This window comes from Streptomyces sp. Tu 3180 (assembly GCF_009852415.1).
GTDB lineage: Bacteria > Actinomycetota > Actinomycetes > Streptomycetales > Streptomycetaceae > Streptomyces.
Map to the genome: position 1 here is coordinate 898,613 of NZ_WOXS01000002.1, position 17,489 is coordinate 916,101.

The following is a 17,489-nucleotide window of genomic DNA, read 5'->3' on the forward strand; positions in this document are numbered from 1 at the left end:
TCTCACGCGCGGTGGTCGCGGAGCGCGGCGAGCGCCCGGTCGGCGTGCGCGTTCATCCGCAGCTCGCTGCGCACGGCCTCCAGGACGGTCCGGTCCCGGCCCATGACGAACGTGGCCCGTCTGGTCGGCGCCAGGGAGATCCCCCGCTTCACGCCGAACCGCTCGCGGACCGTGCCGTCGGCGTCGGAGAGCAGGGGCATGCCGAGGGTGTGCCGTCCGGCGAACTCCGCCTGCCGCTCGACGGCGTCCCCGCTGATGCCCACCGGCCGTGCGCCGACCGCGGCGAACTCGGCGGCCAGGTCGCGGAAGCGGCAGGCCTGCGCGGTGCAGCCGGGGCTCAGCGCGGCGGGGTAGAAGAACAGCACCGCCGGCCCTTCGGCGAGCAGGTCGGACAGCCGGCGGACGGTGCCCGTCTCGTCCGGCAGCGCGAAGTCCTCGACCGTGTCGCCCTTCTCCACCCGCCCGGTCACGACCGGCCCTCCGCGCCCTTGGCGACGCCGCGCGCCCACAGCACCAGCGGCAGTTGCAGGGGCAGGCGTCCGAGGGCCGCGGCCCTCTGCGGGGCGGGGCGGTCCCGCCAGTCGACGGCCATCTTCACGTTGGCGGGGAACACCCCGACGAAGAAGGCCGCCGTGGCCAGCGCGGCGGCCCTGCGGGTCCGGGGCAGCGCCACGCCGGCGGCCAGCGCGAGCTCCGCGGCGCCGCTCGCGTGGGTCCAGGCCCGGGGCGACCCGGGCAGGGAGCGCGGCACGAGGGGGTCGAACCGGCGGGGGGCGGCGAAGTGGGCGGTGCCCGCGGCGGCCAGGAGGCCGGCGAGCAGCAGGGGCGAGCGTTCGGACCTGGCCATGGTTCCTCCTCAGACGACCGGCGGCGCGATATTACCGGGCGGTAAGCAGGTGGGGGGCCACCGGTCCCGCGTACGTCACGGCCGCCCGCGGTGGGTTCCCGGCGTGTAGCCCAGCGAACGGCGGAAGACGTCGATGAACGCGCTGGCGGAGGACCAGCCGCAGCGGTGCGCGACCGTGGTCACGGGCAGTCCGTCGGCCAGCATCCGCAGGGCGTGGTAGAGCCGTGACTGGGTGCGCCACTGCGGGAAGGTCATGCCCAGTTCGCGCCGGAAGAGCCTGCTGAGCGTGCGTTCGCCGACCCCCGTCGCCGCGCCGAGGGCGGCGAGGGTGCGCCCGTCGGCCGGGTCGGCGTGGACGAGGGCGCACACCGCGGCGAGGCGCGGGTCGGCCGGTGCGGGCAGCCGCAGCGGCTGCTGCGGCGAGACGCGCAGCCGGTCCCGCAGGACGGCGAGCAGGCGCGCGCGTTCGGGGCTGTCGTCGGCGGGTTCGCGGGTGTACGCGAGGATCAGTTCGCGCAGCAGCGGGCCGACGGCGAGCACGGCCGGGGAGTGGAGGCCGGGCGGGTTGTCGTCGGCGGGCAGCCCGACCAGGTGGAGTTCGAGGCGGCCGTGGGCCCGGTGGGCGTGCACGGTCCCGGCGGGGACCCAGATGGCCCGGGTGCCGGGCGCGAACCAGGTGCCCGCGTCGGTGGTCACTTCGACGACGCCGGAACCGGCGTAGACGATCTGGTGGTCGTCGTGCCGGTGCGCGTCGATCCGCTCCCCCGCGGTCAGCCGGCGTGCGCGGGTGGGGGCGGTGGGGGCGTGGCGGATGTGCGACACAACTCGGCAGATTATCGGAAGCAGGACGGCCGGCCGCCCGCCGAGGATCGTGGGGTGACCGCAGACCTCCCTTCACCGCGCCGGGGCCGCCCGATCACGCTGATGACCCTCGCGCACGCGTGCGTCGACGTGTACCAGGGGACCGTGGCCGCCCTGGTGCCGTACTTCGTCGCCGAGCGCGCCTACTCCTACGCGGCCGCCTCGGGGCTCGTCCTGGCCGCCTCCCTGGTGTCCTCCCTGGTGCAGCCGCTGTTCGGCGCGCTCACCGACCGGTGGGCGATGCCGTGGCTGCTGCCGCTGAGCGCGCTGGCCGCCGGAGCCGGGGTCGCCCTCAGCGGGGTCGCCGGCTCCTACCCGCTGGCCCTGGCGGTGACGGCCGTCTCCGGCGTCGGCGTGGCCGCCTACCATCCGGAGGCGGCCCGCGCGGCGCGTGCGGCGGCCGGCGGCAGTCACACGGCGATGGGCCGCTTCTCCCTGGGCGGCAACGTGGGCTTCGCCCTGGCTCCGCCGCTCGTCGCGGCCGTGGTCGCCGTGGGCGGGCTGCGCGCCTCCCCGCTGCTGGTGGTCCCGGCCCTGGCGGGCGCCGTGCTGTGCGCGGCGGCCGTGCGCCCGGCGGGGTCCCGCACGGCCGGCAGGGGCGCCCCGGTGGCGGCCGGCCGGGACGACTGGCCGTCCTTCCTGCGGCTGTCCGGTGCCGTGGTCTGCCGGTCGGTCGTCTTCGTCGGGCTGAGCGCGTTCGTCTCGCTGTACGTCCGTGAGCGCGCCGGCGGCGGGGACGCGGCCGGCACGGCCGCGCTGTGCCTGCTCTACGCCGGGGGCGCGGTGGGCACCGTGGCCGGGGGCCGGCTCGCCGAGCGGTACGGCAGGCTCACGGTGGTGCGCCGCTCCTACGCGCTGACCGTCCTCGCGGTCGCCGGGGTGGCGCTGGTGCCGGGACCCGCGGTGTACGTGTTCGTGGCGCTGACGTCGGCCGGCCTCTACGTGCCGTTCTCCCTGCACATCACCCTGGGCCAGGACTTCCTGCCCCGGCGGGTGGGTACCGCGAGCGGGGTCACGCTGGGGCTGGCGGTGAGCGCCGGCGGACTGGCGGCCCCGGCGCTCGGCGCGCTGGCCGACGCGACCTCGCTGCGCACCGCCCTGCTGCCGCTGATCGCCCTGCCGCTGCTGGGGCGGCTCCTGCTGCGGGGGCTGCGCGAGCCCGTCCCGGTCCCCGCGAAGGCGCGGGGGACGGACCCGCGGTGAGGCGGCGTCAGGGGGTCCGGGCGGTTTCCGCCTCCTCGTCGGCGGAGTGGGCGAGGAGGTCGTCGACCATGCGGTGGAAGAGGGTGGCGAGCTGCCTGAGGTCCTCGGGGGACCAGTCGGCCAGCGCCACCTGCATGGCCCGGGCCCCGGTCTCGCGGATCCGGGCGATGGCCTGCCGGCCGGTCCCGGTGAGCTCGATGCGCTGGGCGCGGCGGTCGTCGGGGTCCGGGACGCGGGTGACGTGGCCGGCCTTCTGCAGTTGCTGCACCGTCCGGGTGACGTGCGAGGCCTCCACTCCCAGCCGGGCGGCCAGCTCCCCCGGCCGCATCGGCTCCACGTCGGCCATCTGCCGCAGCAGCGCGAGGGCGGCGCGGTCCAGCGGCACACCCGCCAGGGCCGTCAGCCGCTCGTGCTGCCGGGCGCGCGAGATCAGATAGGTGATGCGGCTGAGCGCACGCTCGATCTCGGCCACTTCCGCGGAGGCGGGCGTGTCGGGGAGCGAGGGTGTGGGCATGCGGCCATTTTACCATCTCATTGCGTAACTCAATCAATTGCGGGACGCCCCTGCCGGCCCGCGTCCGGACCCGCGCCGCCGCCGTCCGGGCGCACCCCCTCGGGGAGCGGGCGCGTTCCGGCCGGCGCGCGGTGACCGCTCCCCGGGAACGGCGGCGGTGCGCCGCGCCCCCGGTACGGGCGCGCGCCCCGCACCCCCGCCCGGGTCGCCGCACCCGGTGACGTGCCCGCGGTCCCGCACGGCGGGGTGCCGCCCCGGACGAGCACGGCGCACGAGCTTCCGGTCGCCGCGGTCCCGCACGCCCCCGCAGAGCGGTCCGGCGGGCGGCGGACGTCGACATTCCGGACGACCCTCCCGATCCGGCGCCGGCCTCGTCGAGTGTTGGGCCGGGCTTCACCACCGGTACGCCTGGGCCCCCTTGGCACGGAAGCACGCAGCCGTGATTCTGAACTCCCTTGCCCCCCACAGCCGTTGGGCTGCGCCCGAGTCAAGAGGAGGACGCAGTGTCGTCGACCGCGTTCCGCACGCACCGCAGGAGGTGGCTGACCGGCCTCGCCGGTGCGGCCGCACTGGTCATCGCCTTCCCCGCCACCGCCTTCGCCGCACCGCCGCCCGCCCTGCCGGCCAACGCCGACAGCCTGGAGCAGACGTTCCAGCCCGCCTACGACTACGACACCGACGGCTGCTACCCCACAGCGGCGATCGGCCCGGACGGCGCCGTCAACACCGGTCTCCATCCGACCGGCGCCCTCAACGGCAACTGCCGTGACGCGTCGGACCTGGACAACACCAACGGCTACGCGCGCTCCAAGTGCAACAACGGCTGGTGCGCCGTCGTCTACGCCCTGTACTTCGAGAAGGACCAGGCCCTGCCGGGCACCAGCCTCGGGGGCCACCGCCACGACTGGGAGCACGTCGTGGTGTGGGTGCAGAACAACACCGCCCAGTACGTCTCGACGTCCAACCACGGCTCGTTCTCGATCCACGCGCGCTCGGCGGTCCGTTTCGACGGGACGCACCCGAAGATCGTGTATCACAAGGACGGCATCAGCACGCACTGCTTCCGCCTCGCGGGAGCGGGCGACGAGCCGCCGGAGAACCACGAGGGCAGCTGGCAGTACCCGACGCTGGTCGGCTGGAACGGCTACCCGGCCGGACTGCGGGACAGGCTCGTCTCCTACGACTTCGGCAGCGCCAACTTCGGCCTGAAGGACGGGAGTTTCGCCTCCCACCTCGCCGCGGCCAAGCCCGCGGGCATCCCGTTCGACCCGAACGCCTGACCGCACTTGCGCCGGGAGTCCGGACGGCCCGCCGCCCGGGCTCCCGAACGGCTCGAGGCCGGGCCCGCCTTCTTCGTCCGTCCGGTACGCAAGCGGCGGGGAGGGTCTATCGTGTCGGCATGTCCTTGCCCGAACTGATCCGTATCGTCTCCCGCGACTCCCCCATGGCGCTCGCCCAGGTGGACCGGGTCCGGGCCGAGTTGGCGGCCGCCCGTCCCGGTGTGCGCACCGAGGTCGTCCCCGTGCGGACGACCGGGGACAAGTGGCTGGGCGATCTGTCGAAGGTGGAGGGCAAGGGCGCGTTCACCAAGGAGGTGGACGCCGCGCTGCTGGCCGGTGAGGCGGACGTCGCGGTGCACTGCGTCAAGGACGTGCCCGCCGACCGGCCGCTCCCGGCGGGCACGGTGTTCGCCGCGTTCCTGGAGCGGGACGACGTCCGGGACGCCCTCGTGCACCCGGACGGACTCGCCCTGGACGAGCTCCCGGCCGGCACCCGGATCGGCACCTCGTCGGTGCGCCGGGTCGCCCAACTGTCCGCCACCCACCCGCACCTGCGGTGCGTGCCGCTGCGCGGCAACGCCAACCGGCGGCTGGCGAAGCTCTCGGCCGGGGAGGTGGACGCCCTGCTGCTCGCGGTCTCCGGCCTGGAGCGCATCGGCCGGAGCGAGGTGATCAGCGAGGTCCTCTCCCCCGAGGTGATGATGCCGCCCATCGGCGCGGGCATCCTCGCGCTGCAGTGCCGCGAGGGCGACACCGACCTCATCGACGCGATCAGCGCCCTCGGCCACCCGGACACCCACCGGGAGGCCACCGCCGAGCGCATGTTCCTGCACGTGCTGCAGGGGCACTGCAACAGCCCGATCGCGGGGTACGCACGCGTGGACCGCAGCGGCGAACTGTCCCTGCGCGCCTGCGTCTTCACCCCGGACGGCAAGACCCGGCTGAACGCGCACGAGTGGGCCGGCCGCCTCGACCCGGCCACGCTCGGCACGTCGGTCGCCGTGGCCCTGCTGCGTCAGGGCGCCCGCGAGATCATCGACGGCATCCCGCACTGACGCCGGCTCAGGCGGTGCCCTCCTCCGCCTGCTCCTGCAGGAAGACGCTCACCTGGTGCGCGAGGCTGTCCCGGCACGCGCCCACGGGGGTCCCGGCCGCGCTCTCGTGCGCACCGACGCGGCCCGCCCACAGCCGGCGGCCGGTCCACTCCTCGTCCACCCGCAGCTGCACCTGGACGTCGACGTGGCTCAGGGCCGCCTCGGGGCCGGCCGCGTAGAGCACGGCGGTGGCGCGGCGCAGCGGGTAGACGTCGAAGCCCTCGATGAACTGCGAGTTGCGCCAGTCGATGAAGGCGCTCTCCCCGTCGGGACCGATCCGTACGTCGATCTGTCCGTCCTCGAGATGAATTCCGACGGCCTTGTCGCCGCGATTCTCGACGGTCACCCGGACACTGAAATACGTCAGCCCCTCGGCGGCGTCGTCCCGTCCGCGCGGCGGCTCGCCCGCCTCCAGACGGTGGACGCGGACCCGCAGACCGGCATGCTCGTCGTACTCCTGCCAGTCCCCGACCACGTTCGGCTCGTACACAGTGCACCTCTCGACTTCCGTGGCTGCTTCCTATCTGTGGGCCGAGGGCACTGTCAAATGAGCGGAATGCGCCGTGGTCAGGCAGTTCGCCCCCATCTGATCGTTGATCAAGCGCTGCGCTGGAGGAATCCCCCCGACCGGCCGCCCCGCCCGCCGCGGCGGCGTGCCGCACATCACTCCGGTGCCGTGATCACCGGCGCGCCGCGGGAGCGGCCCGGCACGCCGCGGGGCGGGCGGGGTGCGGCCCGCCCGTCCCGCCACCGGGAATTCACGCCGCGAATTGCCTCGGTTCCGGAACGTGCACCCCGTGAAATGCCGGACCGCCGAATTCGGGAAACCGTTTCACAATGGTGGGGTACGGGAAAAGAAATCTCAGTGCTTCGGACAGGAGGCACGTCCGCGGGAACCGGCTCGCCGGCCCCGGGCCTGCCGTGGTCCGAGTCAGTGCTTCCCGCGGTGTCTGTCCACCCGGCACCTGTTCAGGGAGGTGCGCACCATGCGTACCGGCAGTCCCACGAAGCCGCACCCCCACGACGACGCCCCCGACACGGCCGGGGACTTCGCACGCCTGGCCCGGCTGCCAGAAGGGCCCGAGCGCAAGATGCTGCGCGACGAGCTGGTCGAGGCCTGGCTCCCCATGGCCGAACGGATCGCGGTCCGTTTCCGGGGGCGCGGTGAGGCTCTGGAGGACCTGTACCAAGTGGCGGCCCTCGGTCTGGTCAAGGCCGTCGACCACTACGACCCGGCGCGCGGCAACGCCTTCGAGGCGTACGCCGTGCCGACCATCACCGGGGAGATCAAGCGCCACTTCCGTGACCACATGTGGACCCTGCACGTCCCGCGCCGGGTGCAGGACCTGCGCAACCGCGTGCGGCACGCGGTCAGGGAGCTGGCGCAGACCACTCCGGGGCGGCCCCCCACGGTCTCCGAGATCGCCGGGTACGCCCGGCTGACGGAGAGCGAGGTGCGGACCGGCATGGAGGCGCTGGAGTGCTTCTCCACGCTGTCGCTGGAGGCGGAGATGCCCGGCACGGACGGCTACGCCCTCGGGGACGCGGTCGGCGGGCCGGACCCGGCGTTCGACACGGTCGTCGACCGGGTGGCGGTCCGGCCCTGCCTCGAGGCGCTCCCGGAGCGCGAGCGGATCATCCTCTACCTGCGGTTCTTCCGGGGGATGACGCAGAGCACCATCGCCGAGCAGCTCGGCATCTCGCAGATGCACGTCTCCCGGCTGCTCAGCAGCTGTTTCGCCCACCTGCGCGAGGAACTGCTGACCGAGACCGGCTGAACGGGTGCGCCGCCGGGCGGATCAGCGCTCCGGCGGCGCACCCGGGATCTGGGTCGGGCCGGACCGGTCCAGCACGTCCTCCAGCACCGCCCGTACCTCGGCCGGCATGAGTCCGGTGCGCCCCCAGACGAGGATCATCTCGGCGACGCTGCGGAGCTTGATGTTCGTGCGCTGGGACACCTCCTTCAGCACCGTCCACCCCTGATCGGGCGAGACCCGCCCGATCGCGACGACCATGCCGATCGCCTGGTCGACCACCGCGTGCGAGACGACCGCGTCCTTCAGCTGCTGTACCTCTTCCTCCAGCTGGAGGATGCGGTCCGGGCCCCCGTCCGTGGGCATGGTCACCTCCGGGTTCGGTGTGCCGCTCTCGTGGTGCCTTCGCATGGTGCTTGAGTGCCTTCACCCAGTGTCCGATCCATCCATCGTCGCCACTCGTCCCGCCCTGCGCCACCGGGGCGGCCCGAGGGCGGCCCCGCGCACCGTTTCGGCACTCCCGCCGGGGTACTCGGCAGGCGCCCGGACCGGGACAGGGCGGACACTGGGGGCATTGCCGGTGGCTGCCAGGCCCGACGAGATCAGGACGCGACTGCCATGAACCACGACATGCCCTCCCCCGCCGGCGCGACGGACGTCTTCTCGACGCACTCCGTGTTCGGGGCGCCCTGCTGGGTGAGCCTGACCAGCCGTGACGTGGAGACGACCGAGGAGTTCTACGGGGCCGTGCTCGGCTGGCAGTGGCGGCCGGTCCGCCTCGGCGACCGGTTCCGGATCGCCCTGGCCGACGGCGCGCCGGTGGCCGGCATCGCGGCGGTCGCCGGCATGTGGCAGATGGCGGTGGCGTGGACGCCGTACTTCGCGGTGCGCAGCGCCGACGAGGCCGTGGCGCGGGTGCAGGAGCGCGGCGGCACCCTGGCGGTCGGCCCGATCTCCCTGGCCCCGGGGCGGGCGGCACTGCTGGCCGACCGGGACGGGGCGACCTTCGGCGTCTGGGAGGGCGAGCTGTTCACCGACTGGCCCACCTGGCGCCGCGCGCAGCCGGCGTTCGTCAGGCTGCACACCCGTGACGCGTTCGACGCCGCGATCTTCTACGGCCAGGTCTTCGACTGGGCGTCCGACAAGCCCGGGTGCTGCGAGGTCCAGTACGAGGGCGAGGAAGTGGTGCTGCGCAGCGGCGGGGACCTGGTGGCCCGCATCGAGTCGGGGGCGGTGGAGTCGGCTCCCGATCCCCGGATCAGGCCGCACTGGCAGGTCCACTTCGCCGTGAAGGACGTGGCCGCCTGCGCCCGCACGGCCGAGCAGCACGGCGGCAGCGTGCTGTCCCTCACCGACGACGAGGCCGTCCTGCGCGACAACGAGGGCGCCCAGTTCACCGTGACCTCGCGCCGCGCACGCTGACCCGGGCGCGCCCCCTCCGGCCGGGCCGCCGCCGGTCACCGTGGTGTGCGGGACAGGCGGGACGGACGGGACAGGAGCGTCAGGGCGCGCGGGTCCACGGTGAGGACCGTGCCGGCCTTGTACTCGCGCTCGTCGGGGGCGCCGGCCGGATCGGCCGTGTCGATCAGTGCCGTCCAGCGTTCGCCGTAGGCGGCGTCCGGCAGGCGGAAGTCGACCGCCTCCCAGTGGCTGTTGAGCAGCAGCAGGAAGGAGTCGTCGACCAGCAGCCGGCCGCGGGGGTCGGGTTCGACGATGGCGTCGCCGTTGAGGAAGGCGCCGATCGCGTGGGCGTCGGAGCGCCGCCAGTCGTCGTCGGTCATCTCCTGCGCGTCGGGCAGCAGCCACACCAGGTCGGGCAGCGGCTGGTCCGCGTGGCGCACGGTCTCGCCGCGGAAGAAGCGGCGCCGGCGCAGCACGGGGTGGGCGAGGCGCAGGGAGATGAGCCTTCGCGTGAAGTCCAGCAGCTCGCGCTGTTCGCCGGTCAGCCGCCAGTCGATCCAGGAGGTCTCGTTGTCCTGGCAGTAGGCGTTGTTGTTGCCGCGCTGGGTGCGGCCCAGTTCGTCCCCGTGGGAGAGCATCGGGATGCCCTGCGACAGCAGCAGCGTGGCGAGGAGGTTGCGCTGCTGCCGGGCGCGCAGCTCGAGGACGGCGGGGTCGTCGGTGTCGCCCTCCGCGCCGCAGTTCCAGGACCGGTTGGCGCTCTCGCCGTCCCGGTTGCCCTCGCCGTTGGCCTCGTTGCGCTTGTCGTTGTACGAGACGAGGTCGCGCAGCGTGAAACCGTCGTGCGCGGTGACGAAGTTGACGCTGGCGCGCGGCCGGCGCCTGCTGTGCGCGTACAGGTCGGAGGAGCCGGTCAGCCGGGAGGCGAACTCGGCGAGGGTGTGCTCCTCGCCGCGCCAGAAGTCCCGGACGGCGTCACGGTACTTGCCGTTCCACTCCGACCACAGCGGCGGGAAGTTGCCCACCTGGTAGCCGCCCTCGCCCAGGTCCCAGGGTTCGGCGATCAGCTTGACGCGGCTGATCACCGGGTCCTGCTGGATCAGGTCGAAGAACGCCGACAGCCGGTCCACCTCGTGGAACTGCCGGGCCAGGGTGGCCGCGAGGTCGAAGCGGAAGCCGTCGACGTGCATCTCGGTGATCCAGTACCGCAGCGAGTCCATGATCAGCTGGAGCACGTAGGGGTGGCGCATCAGCAGGCTGTTGCCGGTGCCGGTGGTGTCGTAGTAGTGCGACCAGTCGCCGTCCACCAGGCGGTAGTACGAGGAGTTGTCGATGCCCCGGAAGGAGAGCGTGGGGCCCTTCTCGTTGCCCTCGGCGGTGTGGTTGTAGACGACGTCGAGGATCACCTCGAGCCCGGCCGCGTGCAGGGTGCGCACCATCTCCTTGAACTCGGTGACCTGCTGCCCGCGGCTGCCACGGGCGGCGTAGGCATTGTGCGGGGCGAAGAAGCCGATGGTGTTGTAGCCCCAGTAGTTGGCCAGGCCGCGGCCCTGGAGCACGCCGTCCTGGACGAACTGGTGCACCGGCATCAGCTCCACCGCGGTGACGCCCAGCGAGGTCAGGTGCCCGACGACCGCGGGGTGCGCGAGCCCGGCGTACGTGCCGCGGAGTTCCTCGGGCACGTCGGGATGGGTGCGGGTCAGGCCCTTGACGTGGGCCTCGTAGATCACGGTGTCCGCGTACGGGCGGCAGGGCCGGGTGTCCTCGCCCCAGTCGAAGGCCGGATCGGTCACCACGCCGAGCACGGTGTGCCCGGCGCTGTCGGCCGGATCGGGACCGTGCGGGCTGCGTTCGTACAGCGAGGGGTGGTTGTCGATCTGTCCGTCCACCGCGGTGGCGTAGGGGTCGAGGAGCAGCTTCGCCGGGTTGCAGCGGTGGCCGGCCGCCGGGGCCCACGGTCCGTGCACCCGGTAGCCGTAGCGCTGCCCGGGGCCGACGCCGGGGAGGTAGCCGTGCCACACGAAGCCGTCGACCTCGGTGAGCCGGACCGTGCCGTGGCGGCCGTGGTCGTCCACCAGGACCAGCTCGACGCGTTCGGCGACCTCGCTGAACAGGGCGAAGTTGGTGCCCTCCCCGTCGAAGGCCGCACCCAGCGGATAGGGGCGCCCGCTCCACACGGGCGCCCCTATCCGGTTCCGCGACCGGGTCACCGGGTCTCCTCCAGGACACCGTCCGTCGTGCGGACCCGGCCGGTCAGCTGGGTGACGGACACCTCGCGGGGCACGTCCAGGCCCTCGCTCTCGCGCGGGTCGGGAGCGGTCGGCACCAGCGGGACGCGTTCGCCGGCGCGGGCGCGCTGCGAGAACCAGATGACCTTGCCGCCGGTCTCGGTGGCGCAGCAGCCCCAGCCGTCGCTGCTCGCCGCGATGTGCTCCAGGCAGCCGCGCAGTTCCTGGTCGGGGCGCAGGCCGCGGTCGTTGTCACCGACGGCGGTGATGAGGTGCTGGCCGTTCCACCACATCTCGATCGACGTGTTCTTGTCGGTGGCGTGCTCGTCGATGGCCCGCAGCAGCATCTCGGTGCCGCTGCAGACGGGCTCCATCAGGTTCTCGAGGTCCCAGAACCGCAGGTGAGCGGCCAGTATGCGGCTGACCTGTCCCACCTTCTCCGGGCTGACTTCCACGTCGAGGTGGTAGTAGCAGGGCACTGCGGTCTTCATGGTCGTTGGCTCCTCACCGCGAAGCTCCGTTCCTCCTCGCCCTCGCGGGACGGGCCCCGAACACGGAACGCGAGCGGTCATCGCTTCTGAGTCACCTTCAGCGTGAGGGGGTTGGTCCATTCGTGCAACACGAGCGCACCACCGGGACGGGACCGCCGGCGAGCGGACGCCTCGGGCCGCCATGGGTGATTGAAAAGCCAACAAGACGTTGCGTCATCACCCGTGCACCATGTGTAAGACCTCGATCGCCGTTACGGTTCCGTGCCCCCGTGCGCACGGCCTCCGCCCGACCGCCGGGACAACGCGCCCCCATCGAGCCACGGAAAGGTGAACGGCGCCATGCTGCTACCCGCCAGAGCCGAAGTTGCCCGGCAGTTGCGTCGCTACCGGGCCTGGGAACGCGTGATGCTCGCCGCACCGGCCGATCGCACCGTACGGGCCACCTTCGAGGACTCCGGCTACACCCTCTGCGTCCTGATGGGCAAGCGCTGCGCGCGGGAGGCGGCGGACGCCGCCGAACGGTACCTGCGCACCCCCCTCGTCACCTACCTGCAGGAACAGAACGACCGGCCCCGTCCGGCCGCCCCGGCCAGGCGGGGCCCGCCGACGGCCAAGCGGCGCTCCCCGGCGGGAAGGTAAGGGCCTTCCCGCCGCAGTTTGGTCCCCACGACCGGGCGTCGGCCCGGCGTCGAGCACGGCGGAGGTGCAAGACCCATGAAGACGACCCGGACCATCGGCCGCATCCCGGTACGGGACGTCCGGCCGTCCGTCGAGTGCGGCCGGCGGCCGGCCAAAGCCGTCGTGGGCGAGCCGTTCGAGGTCACGGCCACTCTCTTTCGCGAGGGGCACGACGCGGTGGCCGCCAACGTCGTCCTGAAGGACCCCGAGGGGCACCCGGGGCCGTTCACCCGGATGCGGGAGCTGGCGCCCGGCACGGACCGGTGGGGCGCGGAGGTCGCGGCGGACACCGTGGGCCGGTGGACCTACCGCGTCGAGGCCTGGGGCGACCCCGTGGCGACCTGGCGCAGGACCGCCACCATCAAGGTCCCGGCGGGCATCGACGCCGGTCTGGTCCTGGAGGAGGGCGCCGATCTCCACGAACGGGCGGCCGCCGGGGTCCCGCAGGACGACGGACAGGACGTGGTCCTCGCCGCGGCACGGACCCTGCGCGACGACTCCCTGCCCTGTGCCACCCGGCTGGCGGCGGCGTTGACGCCGGAGGTGGACGCGGTGCTGGCCCGGCATCCGCTGCGGGAGCTGGTCACGAGCAGCGAGCCGCTGCCGCTGCTGGTGGAGCGGGAGCGGGCGCTGTTCGGGTCCTGGTACGAGTTCTTCCCGCGCTCCGAGGGCACCCCCGAGCAGCCGCACGGCACCTTCGAGACCGCCGCGCGGCGCCTGCCGGCGATCGCCGCGATGGGCTTCGACGTGGTCTACCTGCCGCCGATCCACCCGATCGGCACCACCTTCCGCAAGGGCCCCAACAACACCCTGGACGCCGGGCCGGACGACGTGGGCGTGCCCTGGGCGATCGGCTCGCCGGAGGGCGGGCACGACGCGGTGCACCCGCGCCTGGGCACCCTGGAGGACTTCGCCGCGTTCGTCCGGCGGGCGGCCGGGCTGGGGCTGGAGGTGGCACTGGACTTCGCGCTGCAGTGCTCGCCGGACCATCCCTGGGTGCACAAGCACCCGGAGTGGTTCCACCACCGCCCGGACGGGTCGATCGCCTACGCGGAGAACCCGCCGAAGAAGTACCAGGACATCTACCCCATCGCCTTCGACGCGGACCTGGAGGGGCTGGTCGCCGAGACCTGCCGGGTGCTGCGGCACTGGATGGGGGTGGGGGTGCGGATCTTCCGGGTGGACAACCCGCACACCAAGCCGGTGGTGTTCTGGGAGCGGGTGCTGGGCGAGATCAACCGCACCGACCCGGACGTGATCTTCCTGGCGGAGGCGTTCACCCGCCCGGCGATGATGCACACCCTGGCGCAGATCGGCTTCCAGCAGTCCTACACCTACTTCACCTGGCGCAACAGCAAGCAGGAGCTGACCGAGTACCTGACCGAGCTGTCCGGGGAGGCGGCCTGCTACATGCGGCCCAACCTCTTCGCCAACACCCCCGACATCCTGCACGCCTACCTGCAGCACGGCGGCCGGCCCGCCTTCGAGGTCCGCGCGGTGCTGGCCGCCACCCTCTCGCCGGCCTGGGGCATCTACAGCGGCTACGAGCTGTGCGAGAACACCCCGCTGCGCGAGGGCAGCGAGGAGTACCTCGACAGCGAGAAGTACCAGCTCAAGCCCCGCGACTGGGATGCGGCCGCACGCGAGGGCCGCACCATCGCCCCGCTCCTCACCCGCCTCAACACCATCCGGCGGGCACACCCCGCGCTCCATCACCTCAGGAACCTCCGCTTCCACGGAACCGACAACGACGCCGTCATCGCGTACAGCAAGCGCAGCGGTGACGACGTCGTGCTCGTGGTCGCCAACCTCGACCCCCACCACACCCAGGAGGCCACGGTCTCGTTGGACATGCCGCAACTCGGCCTGGACTGGCACGAGTCGGTGCCGGTGCGCGACGAGCTCACCGGCGAGACCCACCACTGGGGCAGGGCCGACTACGTGCGGCTGGAGCCGGGGCGGGCTCCCGCACACGTCCTGCACGTCCAGCGACCGCCCGCCGCACAGCGAAACGGAGGGCGAGGAACGCCATGACCGTCAACGAACCCGTCCCGGACACCTTCGAGGACACCCCCGCCAAGGACCGGGACCCGGAGTGGTTCAAACGCGCCGTCTTCTACGAGGTGCTCGTCCGCTCCTTCCAGGACAGCAACGGCGACGGCATCGGTGACCTGAAGGGCCTGACCGCCAAACTGGACTACCTGCAGTGGCTGGGCGTCGACTGTCTGTGGCTGCCGCCCTTCTTCAAGTCGCCCCTGCGCGACGGCGGCTACGACGTCTCCGACTACACCGCCGTGCTGCCCGACTTCGGCGACCTGGCCGACTTCGTGGAGTTCGTCGACTCCGCGCACCAGCGCGGCATGCGCGTGATCATCGACTTCGTCATGAACCACACCAGCGACCAGCACCCGTGGTTCCAGGAGTCGCGCAAGGACCCCGACGGGCCGTACGGCGACTACTACGTGTGGGCCGACGACGACAAGGGCTACCAGGACGCCCGGATCATCTTCGTCGACACCGAGGTGTCGAACTGGACGTACGACGCGGTGCGGGGCCAGTACTACTTCCACCGCTTCTTCTCGCACCAGCCGGACCTCAACTACGAGAACCCCCGCGTCCAGGAGGAGATCCTGGCGGCCCTGCGCTTCTGGCTGGACCTGGGCATCGACGGCTTCCGCCTGGACGCGGTGCCGTACCTGTACGCGGCCGAGGGCACCAACTGCGAGAACCTCCCGGCCACGCACGAGTTCCTCAAGCGCGTCCGGCGCGAGATCGACGCCCAGTACCCGGACACCGTGCTGCTCGCCGAGGCCAACCAGTGGCCGGAGGACGTCGTCGACTACTTCGGCGACTACCGCTCCGGCGGCGACGAGTGCCACATGGCGTTCCACTTCCCGGTCATGCCCCGCATCTTCATGGCGGTGCGCCGCGAGTCGCGCTACCCGGTCTCCGAGATCCTGGCCAAGACCCCCGCGATCCCCTCGGGCTGCCAGTGGGGCATCTTCCTGCGCAACCACGACGAGCTGACCCTGGAGATGGTCACCGACGAGGAGCGCGACTACATGTGGGCCGAGTACGCCAAGGACCCCCGCATGCGCGCCAACATCGGCATCCGCCGCCGCCTGGCCCCGCTGCTGGACAACGACCGCAACCAGATCGAGCTGTTCACGGCCCTGCTGCTGTCCCTGCCCGGCTCCCCGGTGATGTACTACGGCGACGAGATCGGCATGGGCGACAACATCTGGCTCGGCGACCGCGACGCGGTGCGCACCCCGATGCAGTGGACCCCGGACCGCAACGCCGGCTTCTCCTCGTCCGATCCCGGCCGGCTGTTCCTGCCCACGATCATGGACCCGGTCTACGGCTACCAGGTCACCAACGTCGAGGCGTCCATGGCCTCGCCGTCCTCGCTGCTGCACTGGACCCGCCGGATGATCGAGATCCGCAAGCAGAACGTGGCCTTCGGTCTCGGCTCCTACACCGAACTGCCCTCCTCCAACCCCGCCGTCCTCGCCTTCCTGCGCGAGTACGAGGACGACCTGGTGCTCTGCGTCCACAACTTCTCCCGGTTCTCCCAACCCACCGAGCTCGACCTGCGTGAGTTCGACGGACGCCATCCGGTCGAACTGTTCGGCGGGGTGCGCTTCCCCGCCATCGGCGAACTGCCGTACCTGCTGACCCTCGGGGGCCACGGCTTCTACTGGTTCCGGCTCACCCGAGTCGCATCCCGCACCGGCCGACGACTGTGAGCGTGTGCCGGCGAGAGGAGGCGTCACCATGACGAAGACCGCATTCCTGCGCCCGCGCAGCGCGCCCGCCGAGCACACGGGGTCACTCACCGGGCTGCTGCGCGAGTGGCTGCCGCGACAGCGCTGGTTCGCCGGCAAGGACCGGCCCGTCACCGACCTCGGGGTGCTGTCGATGACGGAACTGTTCCCGGGCTGTCTGCACGTGCTGGTCCACGCCGGCCACGGAGGCGTGCCCGCCCCCGGGGGCAACCCCCCGGCCGGTGACTGCTACCAGCTCCTCCTCGGCGTGCGGGAGACCCCCTCGCCGCGCCTCGGCCGGGCGCTCATCGGCCGGGTGCGGGACGGACAACTGGCCGGCATGACGGTCTACGACGCCCTCCACGACCCGCGCGCGGCCCAGATGCTCCTGGAGCGGCTGCGCCGCCCCGGGGCGTCGGGCCCGCTGCGCTTCGCGTGCGACGCGCCCCAGGAGGTGCCGGCCGGCCTGGTGCCGCGGCTGCTGGACGCCGAGCAGTCCAACTCCTCGCTGGTGTACGGCGACGAGTACATCCTGAAGGTCTTCCGGCGCATCCAGCCCGGCGTCAACCCCGACCTGGAGGTGCCGGGCGCGCTGGCCCGCCAGGGCTGCCACCGCGTCCCCGCCCCGGTGGCCTGGTTCCGCACCACGCACCCCTTCAAGGCGACGCTGGGCGTGCTCCAGCCGTACCTGCGCAACGCCTCCGACGGCTGGACGCTGGCCCTCGACGCGCTCGCCGGCGGTGACGACTTCACCGCGCAGGCGCACGCGCTGGGCCGGGCCACGGCGGACGTGCACCTGGCGCTGGCCTCGGCCTTCCCGGTGGGCGCGCCCGGGGAGAACAGGCGGACGGCCGCGGGGATGACCGAGCGGCTGACGGCCGCGGCGCACTGCGTGCCCGCCCTCCAGCCCTTCGTGCCGGGGCTGCGGGCCGCCTTCGCCGCGCTGACCACCTGCGACCCCGGGCCGCCCGCCCAGCGCATCCACGGCGACCTGCACCTGGGCCAGGTGCTGCGGGCCGGACGCGAGTGGTTCGTCATCGACTTCGAGGGCGAGCCGTCCCGCCCGCTGACCGAACGGCGCAGCGCCCACTCCCCCGTGCGGGACATCGCCGGGATGCTGCGCTCCTTCGACTACGCCGCCCGCCAGCGCCGCCCCTGGCGCCCGGAGTGGGCGCGTCGCTGCCGTGAGGCCTACTGCGCGGGCTACGCGGTCCGCGCCGGCTGGGACCCGCGCAAGAAGCACGGCCTGCTCCGCGCCTACGAGACGGACCGGGCCGTGTACGAGGTGCTGTACGAGGCCCGGCACCGACCCGACTGGCTGCCCGTACCCATGGCGGCGATCGAGCGCCTCGCCGTGAGAGGAGACTGAAG

17 protein-coding genes are annotated in these 17,489 nt (G+C 72.9%); 9 read left to right on the top strand and 8 right to left on the bottom strand.

Going from position 1 to position 17,489, the window contains the following annotated elements; translation table 11 throughout:
• Nucleotides 1-2 precede the first annotated feature (2 nt).
• The 3 genes from GL259_RS04920 to GL259_RS04930 form a co-directional block, all read right to left on the bottom strand.
• Nucleotides 3-470: a peroxiredoxin gene (locus GL259_RS04920; RefSeq protein WP_159529499.1), complete on the bottom strand. Its 468-nt coding sequence runs from the start codon at nucleotides 468-470 to the stop codon at nucleotides 3-5.
• Entirely contained in the window at nucleotides 467-847 is a 381-nt protein-coding gene (locus GL259_RS04925) for a hypothetical protein (RefSeq protein ID WP_159529501.1), read from the bottom strand. Before GL259_RS04925 ends, GL259_RS04920 begins: the two co-directional genes overlap by 4 nt.
• A 75-nt stretch (nucleotides 848-922) precedes the next feature.
• Entirely contained in the window at nucleotides 923-1,669 is a 747-nt protein-coding gene (locus GL259_RS04930; protein WP_159529503.1) for a helix-turn-helix transcriptional regulator, read from the bottom strand.
• A gap of 102 nt (nucleotides 1,670-1,771) precedes the next feature.
• On the opposite strand from GL259_RS04930, the gene GL259_RS04935 reads away from it, so the two are divergent.
• A complete protein-coding gene (locus GL259_RS04935) occupies nucleotides 1,772-2,911 on the top strand; it encodes an MFS transporter (protein WP_159538400.1) in 1,140 nt (379 codons plus the stop codon).
• A 7-nt stretch (nucleotides 2,912-2,918) separates the two neighbouring features.
• Here the strand turns inward: GL259_RS04935 and GL259_RS04940 are convergent, their stop codons facing one another.
• Nucleotides 2,919-3,425, bottom strand: coding sequence for a MarR family transcriptional regulator (locus GL259_RS04940; protein WP_159529505.1), 507 nt, complete (start codon nucleotides 3,423-3,425; stop codon nucleotides 2,919-2,921).
• A gap of 503 nt (nucleotides 3,426-3,928) precedes the next feature.
• Here GL259_RS04940 and GL259_RS04945 point away from each other — a divergent pair.
• Together GL259_RS04945 and hemC are read left to right on the top strand one after the other, a co-directional pair.
• The gene (locus GL259_RS04945) at nucleotides 3,929-4,705 is read left to right on the top strand and encodes an NPP1 family protein (RefSeq protein ID WP_159529507.1); all 777 of its coding nucleotides are present in this window, start codon (nucleotides 3,929-3,931) and stop codon (nucleotides 4,703-4,705) included.
• Nucleotides 4,706-4,824: 119 nt separating this feature from the next.
• A complete protein-coding gene (gene hemC, locus GL259_RS04950) occupies nucleotides 4,825-5,760 on the top strand; it encodes a hydroxymethylbilane synthase (protein WP_159529509.1) in 936 nt (311 codons plus the stop codon).
• Nucleotides 5,761-5,767: 7 nt separating this feature from the next.
• Here the strand turns inward: hemC and GL259_RS04955 are convergent, their stop codons facing one another.
• On the bottom strand, nucleotides 5,768-6,289 hold the full coding sequence (locus GL259_RS04955; protein WP_159529511.1) for a hypothetical protein: 522 nt from the start codon (nucleotides 6,287-6,289) through the stop codon (nucleotides 5,768-5,770).
• Nucleotides 6,290-6,785: 496 nt separating this feature from the next.
• On the opposite strand from GL259_RS04955, the gene GL259_RS04960 reads away from it, so the two are divergent.
• Nucleotides 6,786-7,577, top strand: coding sequence for an RNA polymerase sigma factor SigF (locus GL259_RS04960; RefSeq protein WP_159529513.1), 792 nt, complete (start codon nucleotides 6,786-6,788; stop codon nucleotides 7,575-7,577).
• Nucleotides 7,578-7,598: 21 nt separating this feature from the next.
• Here GL259_RS04960 and GL259_RS04965 read toward each other — a convergent pair whose 3' ends face one another.
• Nucleotides 7,599-7,925: an ANTAR domain-containing protein gene (locus GL259_RS04965; RefSeq protein ID WP_159538402.1), complete on the bottom strand. Its 327-nt coding sequence runs from the start codon at nucleotides 7,923-7,925 to the stop codon at nucleotides 7,599-7,601.
• Between the two features lie 246 nt (nucleotides 7,926-8,171).
• Between GL259_RS04965 and GL259_RS04970 the strand changes: the two genes are divergently transcribed.
• Nucleotides 8,172-8,975: a VOC family protein gene (locus GL259_RS04970; RefSeq protein WP_159529515.1), complete on the top strand. Its 804-nt coding sequence runs from the start codon at nucleotides 8,172-8,174 to the stop codon at nucleotides 8,973-8,975.
• 35 nt (nucleotides 8,976-9,010) lie between these two features.
• Here the strand turns inward: GL259_RS04970 and glgX are convergent, their stop codons facing one another.
• Together glgX and GL259_RS04980 are read right to left on the bottom strand one after the other, a co-directional pair.
• On the bottom strand, nucleotides 9,011-11,164 hold the full coding sequence (glgX, locus tag GL259_RS04975) for a glycogen debranching protein GlgX (protein ID WP_159529517.1): 2,154 nt from the start codon (nucleotides 11,162-11,164) through the stop codon (nucleotides 9,011-9,013).
• Nucleotides 11,161-11,673, bottom strand: a complete 513-nt coding sequence (locus tag GL259_RS04980; RefSeq protein WP_159529519.1) for a pep a2 — start codon at nucleotides 11,671-11,673, stop codon at nucleotides 11,161-11,163. The genes glgX and GL259_RS04980 overlap by 4 nt, the downstream gene beginning before the upstream one ends.
• 339 nt (nucleotides 11,674-12,012) lie before the next feature.
• Here GL259_RS04980 and GL259_RS04985 point away from each other — a divergent pair, with 339 nt between their 5' ends.
• The 4 genes from GL259_RS04985 (at nucleotide 12,013) to GL259_RS05000 (ending at nucleotide 17,487) form a co-directional block, all read left to right on the top strand.
• Complete coding sequence (locus GL259_RS04985; protein WP_159529521.1) at nucleotides 12,013-12,312, top strand: DUF5133 domain-containing protein; 300 nt, start codon at nucleotides 12,013-12,015, stop codon at nucleotides 12,310-12,312.
• 75 nt (nucleotides 12,313-12,387) lie between these two features.
• Nucleotides 12,388-14,385 carry an alpha-1,4-glucan--maltose-1-phosphate maltosyltransferase gene (locus tag GL259_RS04990; protein ID WP_159529523.1) on the top strand — a complete coding sequence of 666 codons (1,998 nt, stop codon included), beginning with the start codon at nucleotides 12,388-12,390 and terminating at the stop codon, nucleotides 14,383-14,385.
• The gene (gene treS / locus GL259_RS04995; RefSeq protein ID WP_159529525.1) at nucleotides 14,382-16,100 is read left to right on the top strand and encodes a maltose alpha-D-glucosyltransferase; all 1,719 of its coding nucleotides are present in this window, start codon (nucleotides 14,382-14,384) and stop codon (nucleotides 16,098-16,100) included. Before GL259_RS04990 ends, treS begins: the two co-directional genes overlap by 4 nt.
• 28 nt (nucleotides 16,101-16,128) lie before the next feature.
• Nucleotides 16,129-17,487, top strand: coding sequence for a maltokinase (locus GL259_RS05000; protein ID WP_159529527.1), 1,359 nt, complete (start codon nucleotides 16,129-16,131; stop codon nucleotides 17,485-17,487).
• Nucleotides 17,488-17,489 lie beyond the last annotated feature (2 nt).

Bases quoted from the DNA above. Each gene is read 5' to 3' on its own strand.
- GL259_RS04990 (WP_159529523.1), top strand. From the start codon at position 12,388: ATGAAGACGACCCGGACCATCGGCCGCATCCCGGTACGGGACGTCCGG.
- GL259_RS04985 (WP_159529521.1), top strand. From the start codon at position 12,013: ATGCTGCTACCCGCCAGAGCCGAAGTTGCCCGGCAGTTGCGTCGCTAC.
- GL259_RS04960 (WP_159529513.1), top strand. From the start codon at position 6,786: ATGCGTACCGGCAGTCCCACGAAGCCGCACCCCCACGACGACGCCCCC.
- GL259_RS04940 (WP_159529505.1), bottom strand. From the start codon at position 3,425: ATGCCCACACCCTCGCTCCCCGACACGCCCGCCTCCGCGGAAGTGGCC.
- GL259_RS04935 (WP_159538400.1), top strand. From the start codon at position 1,772: ATGACCCTCGCGCACGCGTGCGTCGACGTGTACCAGGGGACCGTGGCC.
- GL259_RS04970 (WP_159529515.1), top strand. From the start codon at position 8,172: ATGAACCACGACATGCCCTCCCCCGCCGGCGCGACGGACGTCTTCTCG.
- treS (WP_159529525.1), top strand. From the start codon at position 14,382: ATGACCGTCAACGAACCCGTCCCGGACACCTTCGAGGACACCCCCGCC.
- GL259_RS04980 (WP_159529519.1), bottom strand. From the start codon at position 11,673: ATGAAGACCGCAGTGCCCTGCTACTACCACCTCGACGTGGAAGTCAGC.
- GL259_RS05000 (WP_159529527.1), top strand. From the start codon at position 16,129: ATGACGAAGACCGCATTCCTGCGCCCGCGCAGCGCGCCCGCCGAGCAC.
- hemC (WP_159529509.1), top strand. From the start codon at position 4,825: ATGTCCTTGCCCGAACTGATCCGTATCGTCTCCCGCGACTCCCCCATG.
- GL259_RS04925 (WP_159529501.1), bottom strand. From the start codon at position 847: ATGGCCAGGTCCGAACGCTCGCCCCTGCTGCTCGCCGGCCTCCTGGCC.